We start from the raw sequence: 16,294 nt of genomic DNA, 5'->3' as shown, positions 1-16,294 counted from the left end.
AAAGGATTCAGATGTGACGAATAAATTTAAAGGACCCGTAAGTGCTGGTGAGTTAATGGCTATGCTGAACAAGGACCCTGCCTATCTCGCACAGAAAACCCTTGAAGAAAAGGAGCGCGCCGAGAGGGAGGCAGCTTTCGCTTCAGAGGAGGCTCCATTGATAGCAGAGCTGAACAGTCTTGGCGTAAATGTTTCCCGGGTTTCTGATCTCATCAATAAACCTATGGTATACACTGCGGCAATCCCCAAGTTAGTGCATCATTTGTCACTAAACTATTCAGATGCCGTACGGGATATGATTGCAAGAGCTCTCGGTGTAAAGGAAGCTCGCCGATACTGGTCAACTATAGTGTCTGAATATAGACGAACGCCGTTAAAAAATCCTGACGGAAGTCCTAACAGAACCAAAGACGGTTTGGCGGCAGCGATCGCGATTATTTGTACGCCTGAAACTTTGGAACAATTGATAGAGCTAGTGGAAGATAAAACTCTCGGCGAGAGCCGAATTTTATTGCTTCGAGTTTTGCGCAAATCTAAGAATCCGCGCGCGAAAAATGTGCTGGAAAAATTGGAATTTGATTCAGAATTAGCAACGGAAATCGGATCTTGGTCTAAGAAATCAAAATCCATCACTAAGAACTAAGTCAAAGTGAGAAAGTGAAGCCTCTGCTATCGTCCATCTGGTGTAGCCATGGGTGGTTGGGTGTGCTGGAATGGTAGCGCACATTGAGATGATCTATGACGAAAACAGGATTGAATTTGGTTGGTGTAATTATCGACCCCAACCGATTACAATATGAAACGTCCGTGGACGCAGATGTCATCGCACGCCTCCATAAAGACGGCGATGTATCGACAGTCATTCGTCCTGTTGACGTGGATTTTGTTGGTACTGAAGATAATCTGCTACGGCTCGCGCGCGACTTGCGATCAGGGGAGTGGACGGTTGTTGGAATAGAACCTTATCAAGATAGTTTTTCACTTCATGTACGTGTGAATATGAATACTGAACCAGCTAGCGTACGACAGCTGACAGAGACTGCACTCCGGATTGAGGTCGCTTATAACGTGCGTTCGGATGGCTGGGGCACGTTCACAATGTCCTGCGAGAGGCCAAACTAATCCTGTAACGACTAATCGCATCGTAGATCAGTGTCGATCCGGGTACACATGGTAAATATTGATACCCGCGCTTCAATGTACTTTTGGTTCTTCCATCTACTCGAAGTTCCGCGCACTGTGCGGAATTACTGTGGATACGTCATTCTTCGTTGAATTCGCGTGATGCTCCTGGTCACCCGGTCTTATAGACTTCATTCGGGGATGAATGAATAAGGGGTGGGGTTTCATGAAGTATCTGGTGCCCCTGTGCGTTTTGAGCCCGCTTTTGCTCATTGCCTGTACGTCAACCGATTCTGTTGACGATGTTTTCTCCACGAAATTAGGCGAGCTCGATTCGACCGGAAAACCCATTCGGCCGATGCGCGGCGGTTCGCGCAATATTGGCGGGCATGGCATGGACGCTGCGGCATTTACAGGAGCTGTGCAAACGGGAACCGGCCGATTTGTCGGTTATGGCGGACCGCCTGTGACCGTAGGACAAATGGCCAAGGGCGGTGAAGGCTATAGCCTCAATCTGGTCAACGCACCTGTCACGGCTGCGGCCAAGAATGTCCTCGGGGACATTTTGAAGGTGACCTACGTTGTCGATCCCCGCGTTACCGGCACCGTGACACTGCAGACCACTTCTCCCGTCTCACGCGAAGCCCTGGTTGATATTCTCGAGTCAGCCCTTGCCGTCAACGGCGCCGTCATCGTCAAGCGTGAAGGCAGTTATCAGATCGTCCCCTCTTCCGAAGCCTTTTCGTCGACACCGTCAATCAACACCGGCGGCACAGTACCCTCCGGGCCCGGCATCAAAGTGCAGGTTGTCGAGCTTCAGCACATCGGCGCCGAGGAGATGAAAGGCATATTGGAGCCGATCAGCCGGCAGGGCTCGATCCTAAAAGTCGACCCTACCCGCAATCTCATCATGCTTGCCGGCAACAGTCCTGATCTGGCATCCATGCGTGAAGCTATATCGGTGTTTGATGTTGATTGGATGAAAGGCATGTCCGTCGCCTTGCATCCTCTCAAAACGTCGCAGCCCGCTGCCGTTGCCAAGGAACTCGACACGATCTTTGCCACCAACAATGGATCAGGCAACAAGATTATCCGGTTTATACCCAACGAGCGGCTCAATGCTGTCCTGGTGATCACATCCCGCCCTGCTTATCTTTCGCGTGCAGCAAGCTGGGTTGCCAAACTGGACAAGCTTGCCAGCAATAATGAAGAACAGATGTTCGTCTATGACATCCAGAACCGCCCGGCAAAGGAGTTGGCGCAGGTTTTGCAAGCTGTTCTTACCGGGCAGGACAAGCAACAAAACCGTGGTGGCGGTGTTGCAAATCCGGTTGCCCCGGATCTCGACCCGGCAACAGTTTCTGCAACGGGAACCGAAGAGGGAGCAGCGCCGAGCTCCGCCCGTTTTGGCGGCGCAGAGGCTCAGGTAACAAGCTATACGGCAGAACCTGCGAAAACCAGAACATCTGTCGTTGCTGACATTGACAACAATGCGTTGCTGATCTCGACCACGGCCCGCGAGTATCAGCACGTACAGCAGATTCTGAAACAGCTTGATACGGTGCCGACGCAGGTTCTGCTTGAGGCGGTCATTGCCGAAGTGACGCTGAATGACGAGCTAAAATTCGGCTTGCGATGGGCCTTTGAGAACGGCAATTTTGGGGTTGGGCTGTCTGACGTCGCCAGTGGTTTTGCCGGTGCGAGTTTTCCCGGGTTCAGCTGGAGTTATGCAACCAAAGATGTGCGCGTGACCCTCAATGCACTTTCCAGCGTTACCGACGTTAATGTCGTTTCGGCCCCAACTTTGATGGCACTCAACAATCAGAAGGCCGTGCTGCAGGTTGGTGATCAGGTGCCGATTGCAACGCAGCAATCGCAGGGTGTGGGTAACAGCGATGCTCCAATCATTAATACGATTGAACTGAAAGACACCGGCATCATTCTCTCGGTCACGCCACGCGTGAACAGTTCAGGCCGTGTGATGCTTGATATCCAGCAGGAAGTCAGCGATGTCGTCAAGACCACGTCTTCGGGCATTGATTCACCGACCATCCAGCAGCGCAAGATTTCAACAAAGGTGTCGGTGAACGACAACGAGACACTGGCTCTCGGTGGTCTCATTCAGCAAAAGAACAGTCTGACACGCAGCAAGGTTCCTCTTCTGGGCGATATTCCCGTGCTTGGAAATGCATTCAAGAACAAGACTGACTCGATAAAGAAGACGGAGCTCATCATTTTCATAAAGCCGCGCATCGTGCGCGACGTGACCGAAGCACGCGATGTAACGGAAGAATTCCGGCGTCAGCTGAATTTCAATTCCGCTATTCAGAAACGTCGCGGCGGGAAAAATGATTTCCAGCAAACCGTCAAACGTCTTGCTTATTGAAGCTGATGGCAAGCATGGGCGATCCGGCAGTATTTGCAATTCTGATCATCATCGTTGCAGCGATCTGCTACTTTGACTTTCGATTTTTTGTCGTGCCGGACTGGCTCAACCTCTTGCTGTTTGGAACCGGTATCATGATGAAAGGACTGGCCGGTTGGCACGATGCCGTCATGGCCCTCCTTGTTGCGACTGGCGTATCATTGATGCTGTTTCTCGTTCGCGAGGTGCACAGGCGATATACAGGGCGAATTGGCCTCGGGCTTGGCGACGTCAAACTTGCAGGTGCGTCCTCAGTCTGGTTCAGCCCCTGGAATTTCCCTCTGTATCTGTTCTTCGCCAGCCTCACTGCCCTGATCTACTATGCTCTGCGCTATGGAATAAGCGGAAGGGAATCCAGAACTCTCAGGATACCTTTCGGTCCGTTTTTGGGACTTGCGCTCCTTGCAACGTGGGGGGCTGAACACATTGGCTACTTCAAATTCGCACCACAATAGGAGCGGCAGAATGATCTTATCTCACGACCCCCAGGCAAAACCTGAAAAACATCAGTATTCTGCAAGAGATGGAGAGCAGGGTTTTACACTGGTCGAACTCCTCGTGGTTCTTGCCATTATCGGGCTCATCGCAGCACTCGCTACACCCCAGGTACTGCGCTATCTGGGCTCCGCGCGTGTCGATACAACCAAGGCGCAGATCCACAACTTTGAAAGTGCGCTGGAGCTTTATTACATCGACACCGGCCGTTACCCGACGAGCGAAGAAGGTCTTGGAGCCCTGCAGGCCAAACCGGCCTCGGAGAGCCGCTGGAATGGGCCTTATATCAAACAGAGCGGTGCCTTTGTCGACGCATGGGGAACGGCCTACCAGTATAAAAGCCCCGCGGACACAAAGCCTTTCCAGATTATTTCGCTTGGTCGGGATCGCAAGCAAGGCGGCGAAGGCCCGGATGCAGATATTGCCAATAACTGAAGCGCACCGAAAAGGCCGGCTACTCGGCAAGCTCTAGATTGATGAGGCGTTCCAGATTGACAGGTTGCCGGTTGCGTTCTGCTTTTACTGTGAGGCGAACGGCCCGAGGCAGTCGTCCCGGCTCATTCCAGGAGGTTTGCCAGTTTGACTGGGTGGCGTCCGGCGCTGACGGTACACCGAGATATTCGAATGTTACGGATTGAAGACCGGTGACAAGGGTTGGTGACAAGACAAGCGTTGCTGGACCATTTGATGAACTGGACAATCGTCGCGGTGAACTCGATTGGACAAGATCGAACGTGTTGCCATTCTTCCGCATTGCCAGTTCAACATCCCGTAAACCCAGCTGATCACTACCGATCCGAATGACCGCGACAAATCTGATGTGGTCTGGCGCACCTTCGAAAACAAGCAAATGTTCCTGATTGTTCTCGATCAGCGGGAGTGGCTTTGCATTGGCAATCAGTTTGTCCAGATAGTTTCCAAGCGCCTCAAATTCGGTGTTCGCGTCGTTTCTTTGGGAAATGGCCGACATCGATCGCATCTGCACAATGGCACCGATCATCACGGTTGCGAGCAATGCAATGAGTGCCAGGGTGACCAGCATTTCAACAAGTGTGAATCCGGCCTCGCCTGCATCACCATTGCTGTGCGACGACGACATCACAGTCCCCGCTTTTTTACCGATGTGAAGACCGCAAAGTCATGATGCCTCGGGTTCTCTCTTACCGGGTAGATTTTTATGACTGCGATCCCCTGCAGCAGTTCTGGCGAATTTGCGCTCGTTGTTGGTGTAAAGGACAGCTCCCATCGCATGCCTTCAGCATCACCTGCGCCGGAAACTTTTCCGGCTGCCAGAACTTTTGGCAGTGTTTCGGCTTGAAGAGCATCAACGAGACGGGCGGCCGCGTTCCTCTCCGTTGCAAGGGCAATGCTGCGGGATGCGATACTGACCGTCTGAACCGCAACTCCCATTGATATCGACAGCACAAGAAACGCTATAATCATTTCAAGCAGCGTGAATCCTGCATCACTGTTCTCGTATACCGGATTATTCATGCCCAAGCGCCACGATCGAGGCCACACCGGTCAGCCAGTTGATCTGAACTTTTGTCGATGGCATGGAGCCCGCTGAAAGCACGACTTCTCCCCCCGTGGAACTGCCATCGCCCAGGAACTGAATTTGCGCAGTCCTGTCACTGCTGATCAGCTCACGCCCCGTCAGCACAGTCATCTTCATTCCCTGCGGCAGTACTATGCGATCATCATCACCTTGCACTGCAACTGTGCCCTGAACGGTGTCAAACGTCATTGATCGGCGGGCGCGATCTTTTATCGCGCTCAGCCGGGAGAGTTGGGCCAAATGCAAAATACGTGCTGCGATTTTCGTGGTGTCTGCTTTTCTGGATGGATTGAAATAGGGAAAAGACACAGCCGTGACCAGCCCGAGGATGGCAAGCACCACAAGCATTTCAATCAGTGTAAATCCTGCCTGCCTGTTGCCGCTACCTGGAGGGGTGTGCGTCATTGCATGCTGAGCTCATTGATACCGAGCAGTGCTGTCATGACGGAAATGACCAGCCCACCAACCAGAAAGCCCAGCAGAATTGTAATTGCCGGTGTCATCAAGGCAAGCAGACGATCGAGTGCACGTTGTGCTTCGCTCTGCATAATGCCGGCGGCTTTTCGAAGCACAGCCGGCAGATTGTTGACTTCATCGCCAACGGCAGCGAGTGACACGATACCCGCTGGAAAAATCCGGGCCGCCAGGAAAGCATCGGGAAGCCGCTTTCCTGATATCACCGTATCGCAGACCGACAGGAGCGGTTTTCTGTAGGAAGCAACAGGGCAGCATTCGGCCGAAAGCGACAGGGCGTTACCCATCGGCACGCCGTTTTCCAAAAGCAGGGCCAGACTTTGCAAGTAGCGGGCAAGACCAGCTTTCCGGATGAGCGCACCAACGATGGGCAAACGCAGGATTGCTCTGGAGAGAGCCGCGTTAATCAACGGGCGCTTGGTCAACCATAGCCCGGCAAGGGCGGCGAAAGCCAGAACAAGTGCTATCAGCGTCTCCGGTGCCGACAGGATACTCCGGACAACGGACAGAACAGCAATAATCATCGGTGGTTCGCGTCCCGAGCTTTCAAAGATCGGCGCGATGGCCGGAACCAGAACAAAAGTGATGACCATCAGCGCACAGAACATGATGAAGAGGAGAAAACACGGATAGACCGTTGCCTCGACGAAAGCCCGCTTCTGGACATTCTGCTTTTCCATCTCGGCAGACAACACGCTGAAGACTTGGCCCAGACGCCCGCTTCGCTCGCCACTGGCGACAAGCGCCACCACGTCTGGCCTCAAACCTTCGGCATTTGCCAAAGCTTGTGAGGGTGAACTACCCGAAGACAAGCGGTTCAGCAAAGTGACGGCAAACTGCTGGTTCGTCTTCGCCGAGGTATCTGCAGTCATTGCCTGCAGCGACTGATCAAATCCAAGACCCGCATTCATCAGAACAGCAAGATCGGAAAACAAACGTTCGTAATCAATCTTTGCCCTGAAGAGCGATAGTCCCGAAGATGCGGTGGATGTCTCACCGCCCTTCGCGGCTTTGAGTACCGAAACTCTGAACCCTTTCGCCTTCAGCAGCCGTCTTGCTTCGATATCGTTGGACGCATCAATGACGCCCCTCGCCTCACGTCCGTCTGCTGTAAATGCCGTGTAAATAAACTTGAGCATTTCAGCTCTTCTCCAGGTCAACGACGCGTGCGACTTCCTCGGCTGTCGTTTTTCCGGACTTGACCAGACTGCTCGCATGATCTGTCATCAATTGCATGCCATTGGTCCTGGCCAATCTTTCGATCTCTTCCTGAGCAAGGGCATTGCTGATCGCCTGGCGAACCACCTCGGTTATCTCAAGAATCTCATAGGTGACCTGCCGGCCATTGAAGCCTGAACCATGACATGTTTTGCAGGTCATGTTGCCCGCCCTGCCTGCACATGCAGGACAGCTGGTGCGCAGCAGCCGCTGACTGATCACCCCGCGCAGCGTTGCCTCAAGCAGGTAGCTTTCAATACCCATATCCCGCAATCGGCTGACAGCACCGACGGCATTGTTGGTATGCAATGTCGACAACACGAGGTGTCCCGTAAGAGCAGCCTGAATGGCAATCTGCGCGGTCTCGCGGTCACGGATTTCGCCAACAAGGATAATATCGGGATCTTGCCGAAGCACCGAACGCAGTGCCGAGGCGAATGTGAGGCCAATGGCCGGATCGACCTGCAGCTGCGTGATGCCCTTGATCCGATACTCAACCGGATCTTCAACGGTGAAGATCTTGACATCCGTTCGGTTCAACTCATGCAACATCGAATAAAGTGTCGTGGTCTTTCCGGAACCCGTCGGGCCCGTGATCAGAATGATCCCGTTGGGCCGATTGGCGATTTCAACGATCTTCTCCCTCGCCTTTTCATCATAGCCAAGTGAACCAAGATTGAGCTTTACGTTGCTGCGGTCGAGAATACGCAGCACGATCGTTTCCCCATGGATCGTTGGCATGATCGAGACGCGGAAATCAATTTCCTGGCCCCGAACCGAAAAACGCAAGCGTCCATCCTGCGGCAAACGCCGCTCGGCAATGTTCAGTTTGGCCAATATCTTGATGCGGCTCGCAATGCCCGCGTGCAGCGACTTTGCTGCCGTTTCAACCGCATCAAGCAAGCCGTCGCGGCGAAAGCGAATCCGGATCAGATCTTCCTGTGGCTCGATGTGAATATCTGTGGTCTTTTCATCGACGGCCCGTTGAACAATGCGCGAAACAAATCGGACAACGGGTGCCTCACGGGCAATATCGAGGAGCCGTTCTACGTCGCTGCTTTTGTTGTCGTCATCGGTCAGATCAATCACATCTGATGGGCCTGGCTCCTGACCCAGATGCCTGAGGTATTCTTCAATCGCACTTCGCGGCGCGATGAGCAGTTTTACCGGCACATCAAACAGATAGGAAAGCGCATCCATCGTGTCGGCATCAAAAGGATTGGCAACAATGAGTTCGAGCACTTCATCCGTCAGGCGAAGTGGAACCAGAGCCTTGTCCTCGGCAAACCTTTGACCAATACGGCCCAACAGGACTTCGTTGTTAAGTGCTGTGAAATCAACCTGAAGGTCGGCTCGCAGAAACCCTGCAAGCTCTTTGGCAAAAAGCGCTTCCGGCATCAGACCGAGCTCACGAATGACGACGTCAATGGCATGGCCGGTGCTGGCGATGGCCGTCCGTACGCGCTGCACTGCTTCGTGTGTCAGATGGCCCTGTCCTGCCAGATGCTGCACAAATTGTTCGGATGTCCCCACCTTTTCCAGCATCTGTTAAAACACTCCGCCGAGCAAAGCCGTGGCCTTGCTGTCAAGGATTTGGGAACAACCATTTGTTACCGCGCCAACTTCGGGCAACGCAGCTGTATCAGAAGGAAGACTGTTTATGAGCCTGACAGCTCCTGTACCGCTCGCTCCAATCTGATAAATGCCCGCCTCATAATGGCTGGCCGCCCCATCATGGAGAATACTCTCGACGGTCACAAAATCCGCGCCTTGCGTTGCGGTTGCAACAATGGCTTTTGCAGCTTCCGGATAGGTGGACAGTTTTGACTTGATGGCTGGCGAAAGACTTGAACCTGTCACAACTGCACTTCTGGAATTGACGGTAAAAACCCGCATGAGTTGACTAAGCGCAATCGAACGCAGAGGCAGAAAATCATAAAGTTCGGCAACGTCTTCGAATGGCGCGAACTTCAGCCCTTCACTTGCAATCATTTGAGGTGGAACGGCTGCCGTCCGGTCGCCGTCGAGGCGGCGAAACTGCGTGATGGTCTGCGCCAGTTCCCTTACAGTGGAGGACGGGGCGCCCGCAGCGCCAAGTCCGAGCTGCAGCAGTTCGATACTCGCAACGTTCAGATCGATCAGACCGGAATGTTCCTGAAACTGAACTTCCACCGAGCCGCGTCCAAGTGCGCAGTGATAACGGGTGGGAGTGGCATATGCCGGGCTATTCTCGTCGCCACGTCGATCTTTTGCCAGTCGCCCGGCGACCATGGCGTTGACCGCATTCAAGACAAGACCAAGCCTTGTGTCGTCATATTGATTGCCTGCGGTGAGTGCCCTTATTCTGGCCGAGCTTGCAAACGGGATCAAAACGGCCGACAGGATCAAAAGAAAACCCAGTACAGCGGGCAATGCAAACCCGGCTTCTGAATACTCTGCGTTCGGATCAGGCGTTTCAGTCACCCTATTGTGCATGATCACTGCTTTCTGGATAGAGCGAATAAACGGCCTTTTCATCGTTGAGTGTGATGACAATCCTGCCCTGCTCAATGACCGCAATCGTCCATGGGCCCAACGTTTGCCCGACACTCATCCAGTCCGAATTGCTTCCATCTTCATTGGCAATGAGCGCCGCAATCCGGCCGCCTGTCTGGCTCGTCCCTTGAAAGCGAATGGCCGGCTTTTTGACCGGTATTTGAGGCACTGCAGCAACAGCGACCACGGGCGGCGCCACGGACTCGACAATTGGTGGCTTGGGAACATATTCGCGCCGTGTCGGACTGAACAATGGCCTCGCTACGGTCTCTGTAATCTCCAGAGGAATTTCAGGATTGCGGGCCAATGCCGCCTTTTCTGCCTTGACCGCCTGATCTCTTGGGACGGCTGTAATATCAGCTGAGATATCGACAGGATTGTTGGCCATCCATAAATTGGACAATCCGAATACAGCAACGCCAACGAGCGATAAGGCGATAATGGTTGTATGAATGCGCAGCATTTGTCTCATGGCCCGGCGCTTTCCGGACCGGATTGCATGCCCTTTGGATTGACTGCGCCATAGACAACGATCTCGGCAGCAAGTTCGACAGGCTGGGGTGAACCATCTACCTGCACTGCATTGGTAGCGCGGATGGTTGCCTCTCTGATGATCAAGGGAGGCAATGATGTTTCCAGCTGAAACAACGTGTTGTTTATGGAGGGCAGATTGCCCTGAATGTTGGCTCTCACCCCTGCATACTGGACACCATCGATCACCAGTACCGGCGTATTCCCGACCGACGCAACGACAACATTTTGTGCGCTGGCATCGGCGTTCACCCGCGTTTGCAGTCCGGCCTGGATTACCGCGATACTATCCCCCGTCAGGAACGACGAGGTTGTATCGTCCGGCTGTGCTGCGGTTTGCCCATCGTCAACCGGTTTTTGCGCCAGCATTCGTTCGAACCGTGCAAGATTATACCTGTTGTCGTCGATGCCGGTTCGCAAATCAGACAGTGCCTGAAAACCGGCGAAAAACAATAACAGCATCAGCACCACCATGATAACGGCCAGAGCTATGGCCAGAGTGCGTTGCGCCAGTTTTGGAAGTGCCATTACCCGGATCAGGACGTCGGTCATCCCCGCACCACACTGAGCTTGATGGCAAATCGTTCGCCCGCCTGTCCCGGTACTCGCACCACCGGCGATGTGAAGGACGGATCAGCAAAAAGCGGCGATGCATCCAGTATCGATATCAGCCCGGCTGCAGAAACCGCGGATCCCGAAAAGGAAAGATTGTCGCCATTGAGCGTGAAGTCGGTGATCCAGGCTGTATCCGGCAATATCCGTGTCAATTCTTCCCAGACGCGCACCACAGGCACAGCCTGAGCCTTGCTCTTTCGAGCGGCTTCTACCGCCGCAATGTCCTGTGCACGCCGGTCCAGCATCTTGCGCACTTCGAGCGCAGCTTTTTGTTTCTCGTCCACTTGCGCAGCCAGCTTCTCGTCTGCCTGGGCGTATCTGTAGTACACATGCCCGAATGTCAGGATACCGGACAGGACAACCAGCACCAAAGATGCAATCAAAAGCTTCTGCGGCCATGTACGCCGGACAAATACAGGATGGACCGATCTGAGGCTCTGAAGCGACAGCTGGAGTTCGCCGTCCGGTGCCTTAAGAAGGATTGATTGGGGTCGAATACCGGCATCGACGAGACTGTCAATGACCGGATCAATGACGCCCTTCCTGATCAGAAAATAATTGGTACTGCCGGTTGAATCCGAGGTTTCCGTAAAACAGATATGGACATCATCCACATTGAACGGTGTGCCTTCTGAAAGATCGATCTCCGCCATCTGCCGCGCGCGCGTGAACGGCAGTTTGCGATCTGATAGATGCCGGGAAATATACCGGCCCTCGGAAACAGTAATGATGCAGGTATTGGCATTGGTTATGGTCTTGGCACGCTCGCCAACACGGTCGATCGATGTGCCTTCAAGAGTTTCGGATGTAGTTCCTGAACGCTTTTCGATGAGACAACTGGCTCGCAGGATGCTAATCAAAACTCCATCTGAAATACGTCTGGACAGCCCGCCGAAAAGCATCAAATCGAATAGTTCGCCCCACCACCAATTCAAACAATCGGAGCCAGTTCCTCTGCTCATCCACCCCCCGTTGACATGGCTGTTCTCGCGTTCGAAACTCGTCCGCCCCTTATTACTCCAGCTCAACACTAAACTCGGCGCAGTTGAATGAAAAGGCGGCATTCTCCTCCTCAGTTACCCGGTAACGTACACCTTCACGCTGCCAGTCCCTTACGTCGAATATATTTATCAATATATCCGCAGTTTCGGCAGGATTACCAAATTTGATATCTACCACTCCACCGCAGTGAATTGTGATTCTTTGTTTTTCAGAACTTTCAGCGACTATCTCTATCGCAAACGAACTCTGTCCAGAATCGTTAATCGTGCGTTTGGTTGCAAGGGACATCAATTTACTGAAACGAACCAAATTAACTTTCTCGAGGAGTCCAATATTGTTCCATATATTCATGGTTTATATTCTCCTGGTATGTGATTTCCACTAGGATAAGGAGTCTTTCCGGGACCCCATTCGTAGGTATGATAGTGAGTATCCGGTATACCCTTAGCTTTATTTCCCGCATTATAATCAGTTCGCCCAATTAGGCGGCCATACTCATCATAATGTGCTGCCCATGGCTCGACTCGGCCTAAGTCATTAACATACTGCCCATTCAACGTACGAGTTCCTGGTGTCGCTGTAAAAGGGGCTTTTGTTCCAAATATTTTGTCGGGAAAAGTCGGAACGGCCTTGGCTTCCGGAGCAACTTTCATACTGCCAACTAATGCATCGTTGAGCACGCTTGCTCCAAATTGCTGCCCTAAGGCTGCACTTGGCGTAGAGGGAGAAATCGTGGGCAAACCACTGCTGCCAGCTGACGTGATCATATTCGCAAAGCCAATGACGCTATTTAACGCACCAGCAGGAGCTGCAGAAAAGTAGCCATCAACCGAAATTGGGCTGGTAACTGTTGGTCCCGTTATTTCTCTTGTAAATCGCTGATCGACCCGTTGAACTGCTAGATCTGTCTTGCGTTCCGCTCTTCGCGCCTCTTGCTCATTCGTGACCTCCTTGCCATTGATCCCGTCCACGGGACCGCCTGGATCGTCAGTATCGGATCCAAAGCTATGCCCGTTAGGATCTGACTTATTGATCGGATCGTTCTCGGCATAGGCGTATCTGTTTGTGCCGACGCCTTCCTTTGTGGGATCCCAGTCATCGGGTGAAATGAAGCGGGCGAAGATTGGGTCGTAGTAGCGGGCATTCAAATACATCAGCCCGGTTTCAGGATCATAGCGTTCGCCAATGTACCCCTTTGATGTCTGCATGGCGGTGTTGGTGCGCTCGCCATAGGCGGCATAGCTGGTCCGTTCGACCACATTGCCGTTAATATCCGTGACAAAACGGACAGACGAGAGATGATCACGATGCAGGAAGTATTTTGATATAGGTGCAGAAAGTTGACCGCCATCTTGTGTGATCTTGATGTCCGGATGAGGATAACGAGTGTACTTTCTATCGCTGGGGTTCGAGTAGTCCACTTCCATATCGGCTCGGCCATAGATAACTTTACCGAGCGACCATGTCTTTGTGTAACGGCGTCCATCTGCAAAATAGTCGTAGTTCACTTGTGCACCGGCGTTGAGGACACCCTGCAGCTGATTAACGCCATTCCATGTGAGTGTCCGCGTTTCATCTCCTGTCATGTTGCCATTGGCATCGTAGGCGAATGATTTTGCGCCGATTTGCGTTGCGGCGTGCGGGCGAATGGCATTTCCGGCAGGATAGACATAAGTGCCCGCAACACGTGTACGTGAAATCAGATTGCCGGAGATTGAATATTCGTATGTTTCATCGAGCGTATTGTCGCCGGCATTGTCTGATGTCTTCAGGCGGCTCAAGTCATCATAGATATAGGTCCAGTTTTCTGATGGGTTCAGTCCGGTTATGGACTTGATACGACCGAGATTGTCACGGGTGTACTGATTGTCCATCAGCACTGTGGCACCGTTGGTCGTCACAATACGGGTAAGCCATCGCCTGGCCGGCGAATAGCTGAAGGTCGTCGTTACGCCATTGGCATAAGTGATTTGCCGCGTTTGTCCGTCAGCCTCGTAAACGGTGGCTTCTATATATTGAGGGATGGAAACAAGCGCATTGTTCGCACTGTATTTCCATAACCCGACAGGCTGATTCCATTCCCAACCAAGGGTGGCGATCGCTTCCAAATTGTTGAGCGCCAGATCCGCATCATACCGCAGCCAGGTTATCTGCCTAGACTTGTCATGCGTGCTCCGGACAGACTGACTTTTGTTGTCATTGCCGCCACCGGCCCCTTTACTTGCATAAATCTCAAGCCAGGGCAGGCCGGAACTGTCATGGCTATACAAGATGGTGGAGTTAGCATTGCGTGTGAGCCTGATTTTGCCGATGTTCCTCGACATCCAGGTTTCGTTCTGGTCGTATTCGTTATAGGCAATCAGCGTTGATGCTGGCTGGCCAGGCTGTGTCGATGCCATCCTGACGGTAATCCGGTCCATTTGATCATAGCCAAGTGTTGCGACGATGCCGCGTGCATCCGTTTGCAGCAACATCCGACTTGATTGATCATAGACGTAGGACCAGTTGCCGAGGTCGGGATCGCTTGCGGTCAGACGGTTGCCGAGCATGTCATAGGTGTAGGCCCAGATGGCACCGCCGGGATCGACAACACCCACAAGCCGTCCCAGCGGATCAAAGGAGCGGAATTCATTGACGGGACTGCCTGCAAGTGTCTTCTGGATGAGGATCGTATCACCACGGGTGTTGGTAAAGGTGCGCAGCGGACGCTGTTCTTCATCGGTTGTCAGCATGGTTTCTAGCGGGATATTGCGGGACCCGCCGGTCATCTGGTCAAGATAAAGACCATACTGAAATCTGCGCTGTGTTGCATCGGGATTGGTTGTCCCAACGATCCGGTCCTTCCAGTCATAGCTGTTGGACGTGAGTTGTGCCGCCTCATTGTCAAAGCGCGGATGGGCAGCCTGCCAGGGATTGCCACGTCCATCATAGGATGTATCGACGATGCGGCTCGCTGAACCTGCCACATCACCCGGCGTCTGAACCCGCCACGGACGGCCAAGCCCGTCATAATATGTGCGGGTAAAATGATCGCCGGCATTGTTCGGCAGGGGCACATAGGACACAACGGCTTGGGCCTGCGGATTGCCCTCGTTCTCATAGCGGGTCTTTATATAATAACCGTCAGTATCAATTGAATCATATATTCTGCAAAATGGATCATAAGCCGTATTTAAGACGACAAGGTTCCAATCAGTTGTGGCGGACGGGAGACCACATACAAAGTCGAAGCTTCTTTTGGTAATAAATCTTGTGTCTGCGTTCAGTCCACCAAGACCCATGTAAAAGTATTTCGGTGCCCGTTCTGCAACTGGATAGATGTGGTATGTATCATCGTAATCCCACTCGGTGCGCTGGCCCATGGGAGCGACTTTGCGGATCAGGTTGCCATAGGCATCATAAGTATAGGCAGTATCAGCTGACTTTACGGGTGCTGTGACACTCATGTAATTCTTGGAGAGCGTCAGGTTGCCCTTGACTGGAGCCACGGTTTTGTCCGTTGCACCGTCATAGAAATATTCTTCATAGGTGCTGAATGGAGCTGAGGCATCAAAGCCGGGACGTACTGATTTCGCATAAGGCAGTGACACGATGTAGGCAGATGTGTTCGGGCTGAAAAGCTGAACTGTCGAGAGTTCATCACCTCCTGCATCCGTGCGGCCATAGTCTTTCAACTGGCCGACATTATTATAGGCATCAAAGAACCGCTCAATGCGCAGATTGGCTGTAACGCCGCCTTCTGTCAGTGCTGTGTCTGTCGCGGTGTTTTGGACTGTGTAGGGTTTGGTTGAGGCGTTGACGACATAGGTCTCGTTGACCTTCTTGTGGACCACACCTGTTCCACTCTCCCAGTCTACCCATTGAATGGATTCCGGCAGGCCGTAGCTTGCCACATCCTGGCGATAAACCGTATCGATGGTCGGACGCGTGACAGCCCCGGCAGCAAACGGCTTTTGCACGGTCATGTTGCGGTAGCCAAGGAATTTGCGCGCAACAGGATCGTAAAGGCCATTGGAATAAAGGTAGTTGGTGCTGGCAATGGTGCCGCGTCCGTCATTGGCTGATATCACCGACACCGCATGCATGACCTGCGGCATGTAGCCATTGGGCCAGCGTGTGGAAGGCGTGTAATCAACGCCGATGACCCCGCCGGTCTCAAGCGTGATACTGCGCAAAAGGTTTGGACTGGTTGGACCGGGATTGGAAATGACGGCCGTCTTGCCATCAATGAAGTCTGGCAGGCCATCGCCGTTGAAATCACCTAAGATCGCAGTTCCATGGCCGGTAAAAGGTGACTGGACGATCTGGTTGCTGTCTGC

16 protein-coding genes are annotated in these 16,294 nt (G+C 52.8%); 5 read left to right on the top strand and 11 right to left on the bottom strand.

Annotated elements, in window-relative coordinates; translation table 11 throughout:
• The first annotated feature begins 13 nt into the window (after nucleotides 1-13).
• From FHW16_RS27980 to gspG, 5 genes are all read left to right on the top strand, one after another.
• A complete protein-coding gene (locus FHW16_RS27980) occupies nucleotides 14-643 on the top strand; it encodes a hypothetical protein (protein WP_182552739.1) in 630 nt (209 codons plus the stop codon).
• Nucleotides 644-738: 95 nt separating this feature from the next.
• The gene (locus FHW16_RS27975) at nucleotides 739-1,122 is read left to right on the top strand and encodes a ribonuclease E inhibitor RraB (RefSeq protein WP_182552737.1); all 384 of its coding nucleotides are present in this window, start codon (nucleotides 739-741) and stop codon (nucleotides 1,120-1,122) included.
• A gap of 226 nt (nucleotides 1,123-1,348) precedes the next feature.
• Nucleotides 1,349-3,508, top strand: a complete 2,160-nt coding sequence (gene gspD, locus FHW16_RS27970) for a type II secretion system secretin GspD (RefSeq protein WP_182552736.1) — start codon at nucleotides 1,349-1,351, stop codon at nucleotides 3,506-3,508.
• A 14-nt stretch (nucleotides 3,509-3,522) separates the two neighbouring features.
• The gene (locus tag FHW16_RS27965) at nucleotides 3,523-4,002 is read left to right on the top strand and encodes a prepilin peptidase (protein ID WP_182552735.1); all 480 of its coding nucleotides are present in this window, start codon (nucleotides 3,523-3,525) and stop codon (nucleotides 4,000-4,002) included.
• A gap of 10 nt (nucleotides 4,003-4,012) precedes the next feature.
• Nucleotides 4,013-4,477: a type II secretion system major pseudopilin GspG gene (gspG, locus tag FHW16_RS27960; protein ID WP_182552734.1), complete on the top strand. Its 465-nt coding sequence runs from the start codon at nucleotides 4,013-4,015 to the stop codon at nucleotides 4,475-4,477.
• 19 nt (nucleotides 4,478-4,496) lie between these two features.
• On the opposite strand, the gene FHW16_RS27955 is transcribed toward gspG, so the two are convergent.
• From FHW16_RS27955 to FHW16_RS27905, 11 genes are all read right to left on the bottom strand, one after another.
• Nucleotides 4,497-5,141, bottom strand: a complete 645-nt coding sequence (locus tag FHW16_RS27955) for a prepilin-type N-terminal cleavage/methylation domain-containing protein (protein ID WP_182552733.1) — start codon at nucleotides 5,139-5,141, stop codon at nucleotides 4,497-4,499.
• Nucleotides 5,141-5,536, bottom strand: coding sequence for a type II secretion system protein (locus FHW16_RS27950; RefSeq protein WP_246712005.1), 396 nt, complete (start codon nucleotides 5,534-5,536; stop codon nucleotides 5,141-5,143). Before FHW16_RS27950 ends, FHW16_RS27955 begins: the two co-directional genes overlap by 1 nt.
• The gene (locus FHW16_RS27945; protein ID WP_182552731.1) at nucleotides 5,529-6,005 is read right to left on the bottom strand and encodes a prepilin-type N-terminal cleavage/methylation domain-containing protein; all 477 of its coding nucleotides are present in this window, start codon (nucleotides 6,003-6,005) and stop codon (nucleotides 5,529-5,531) included. The genes FHW16_RS27950 and FHW16_RS27945 overlap by 8 nt, the downstream gene beginning before the upstream one ends.
• Nucleotides 6,002-7,213 carry a type II secretion system F family protein gene (locus tag FHW16_RS27940; RefSeq protein WP_182552730.1) on the bottom strand — a complete coding sequence of 404 codons (1,212 nt, stop codon included), beginning with the start codon at nucleotides 7,211-7,213 and terminating at the stop codon, nucleotides 6,002-6,004. The genes FHW16_RS27945 and FHW16_RS27940 overlap by 4 nt, the downstream gene beginning before the upstream one ends.
• Before the next feature lies 1 nt (nucleotide 7,214).
• Nucleotides 7,215-8,837, bottom strand: a complete 1,623-nt coding sequence (locus tag FHW16_RS27935) for a GspE/PulE family protein (protein WP_182552728.1) — start codon at nucleotides 8,835-8,837, stop codon at nucleotides 7,215-7,217.
• A 3-nt stretch (nucleotides 8,838-8,840) separates the two neighbouring features.
• The gene (locus FHW16_RS27930) at nucleotides 8,841-9,767 is read right to left on the bottom strand and encodes a hypothetical protein (protein ID WP_182552726.1); all 927 of its coding nucleotides are present in this window, start codon (nucleotides 9,765-9,767) and stop codon (nucleotides 8,841-8,843) included.
• A complete protein-coding gene (locus FHW16_RS27925) occupies nucleotides 9,757-10,299 on the bottom strand; it encodes a hypothetical protein (protein ID WP_182552725.1) in 543 nt (180 codons plus the stop codon). Before FHW16_RS27925 ends, FHW16_RS27930 begins: the two co-directional genes overlap by 11 nt.
• The gene (gene gspM / locus FHW16_RS27920) at nucleotides 10,296-10,910 is read right to left on the bottom strand and encodes a type II secretion system protein GspM (RefSeq protein ID WP_182552724.1); all 615 of its coding nucleotides are present in this window, start codon (nucleotides 10,908-10,910) and stop codon (nucleotides 10,296-10,298) included. The genes FHW16_RS27925 and gspM overlap by 4 nt, the downstream gene beginning before the upstream one ends.
• On the bottom strand, nucleotides 10,907-11,833 hold the full coding sequence (locus FHW16_RS27915) for a PilN domain-containing protein (protein WP_182552723.1): 927 nt from the start codon (nucleotides 11,831-11,833) through the stop codon (nucleotides 10,907-10,909). Before FHW16_RS27915 ends, gspM begins: the two co-directional genes overlap by 4 nt.
• 154 nt (nucleotides 11,834-11,987) lie before the next feature.
• Nucleotides 11,988-12,326: a hypothetical protein gene (locus FHW16_RS27910; RefSeq protein WP_182552722.1), complete on the bottom strand. Its 339-nt coding sequence runs from the start codon at nucleotides 12,324-12,326 to the stop codon at nucleotides 11,988-11,990.
• Nucleotides 12,323-16,183, bottom strand: coding sequence for an RHS repeat domain-containing protein (locus FHW16_RS27905; protein WP_348643940.1), 3,861 nt, complete (start codon nucleotides 16,181-16,183; stop codon nucleotides 12,323-12,325). Before FHW16_RS27905 ends, FHW16_RS27910 begins: the two co-directional genes overlap by 4 nt.
• Between the last annotated feature and the right edge of the window lie 111 nt (nucleotides 16,184-16,294).

The organism is Phyllobacterium myrsinacearum, from assembly GCF_014138285.1.
GTDB classification, from domain to species: domain Bacteria; phylum Pseudomonadota; class Alphaproteobacteria; order Rhizobiales; family Rhizobiaceae; genus Phyllobacterium; species Phyllobacterium myrsinacearum_A.
Note: the sequence above shows the minus strand (reverse complement) of the source record. Positions and strands in the feature narration are given on the sequence as shown.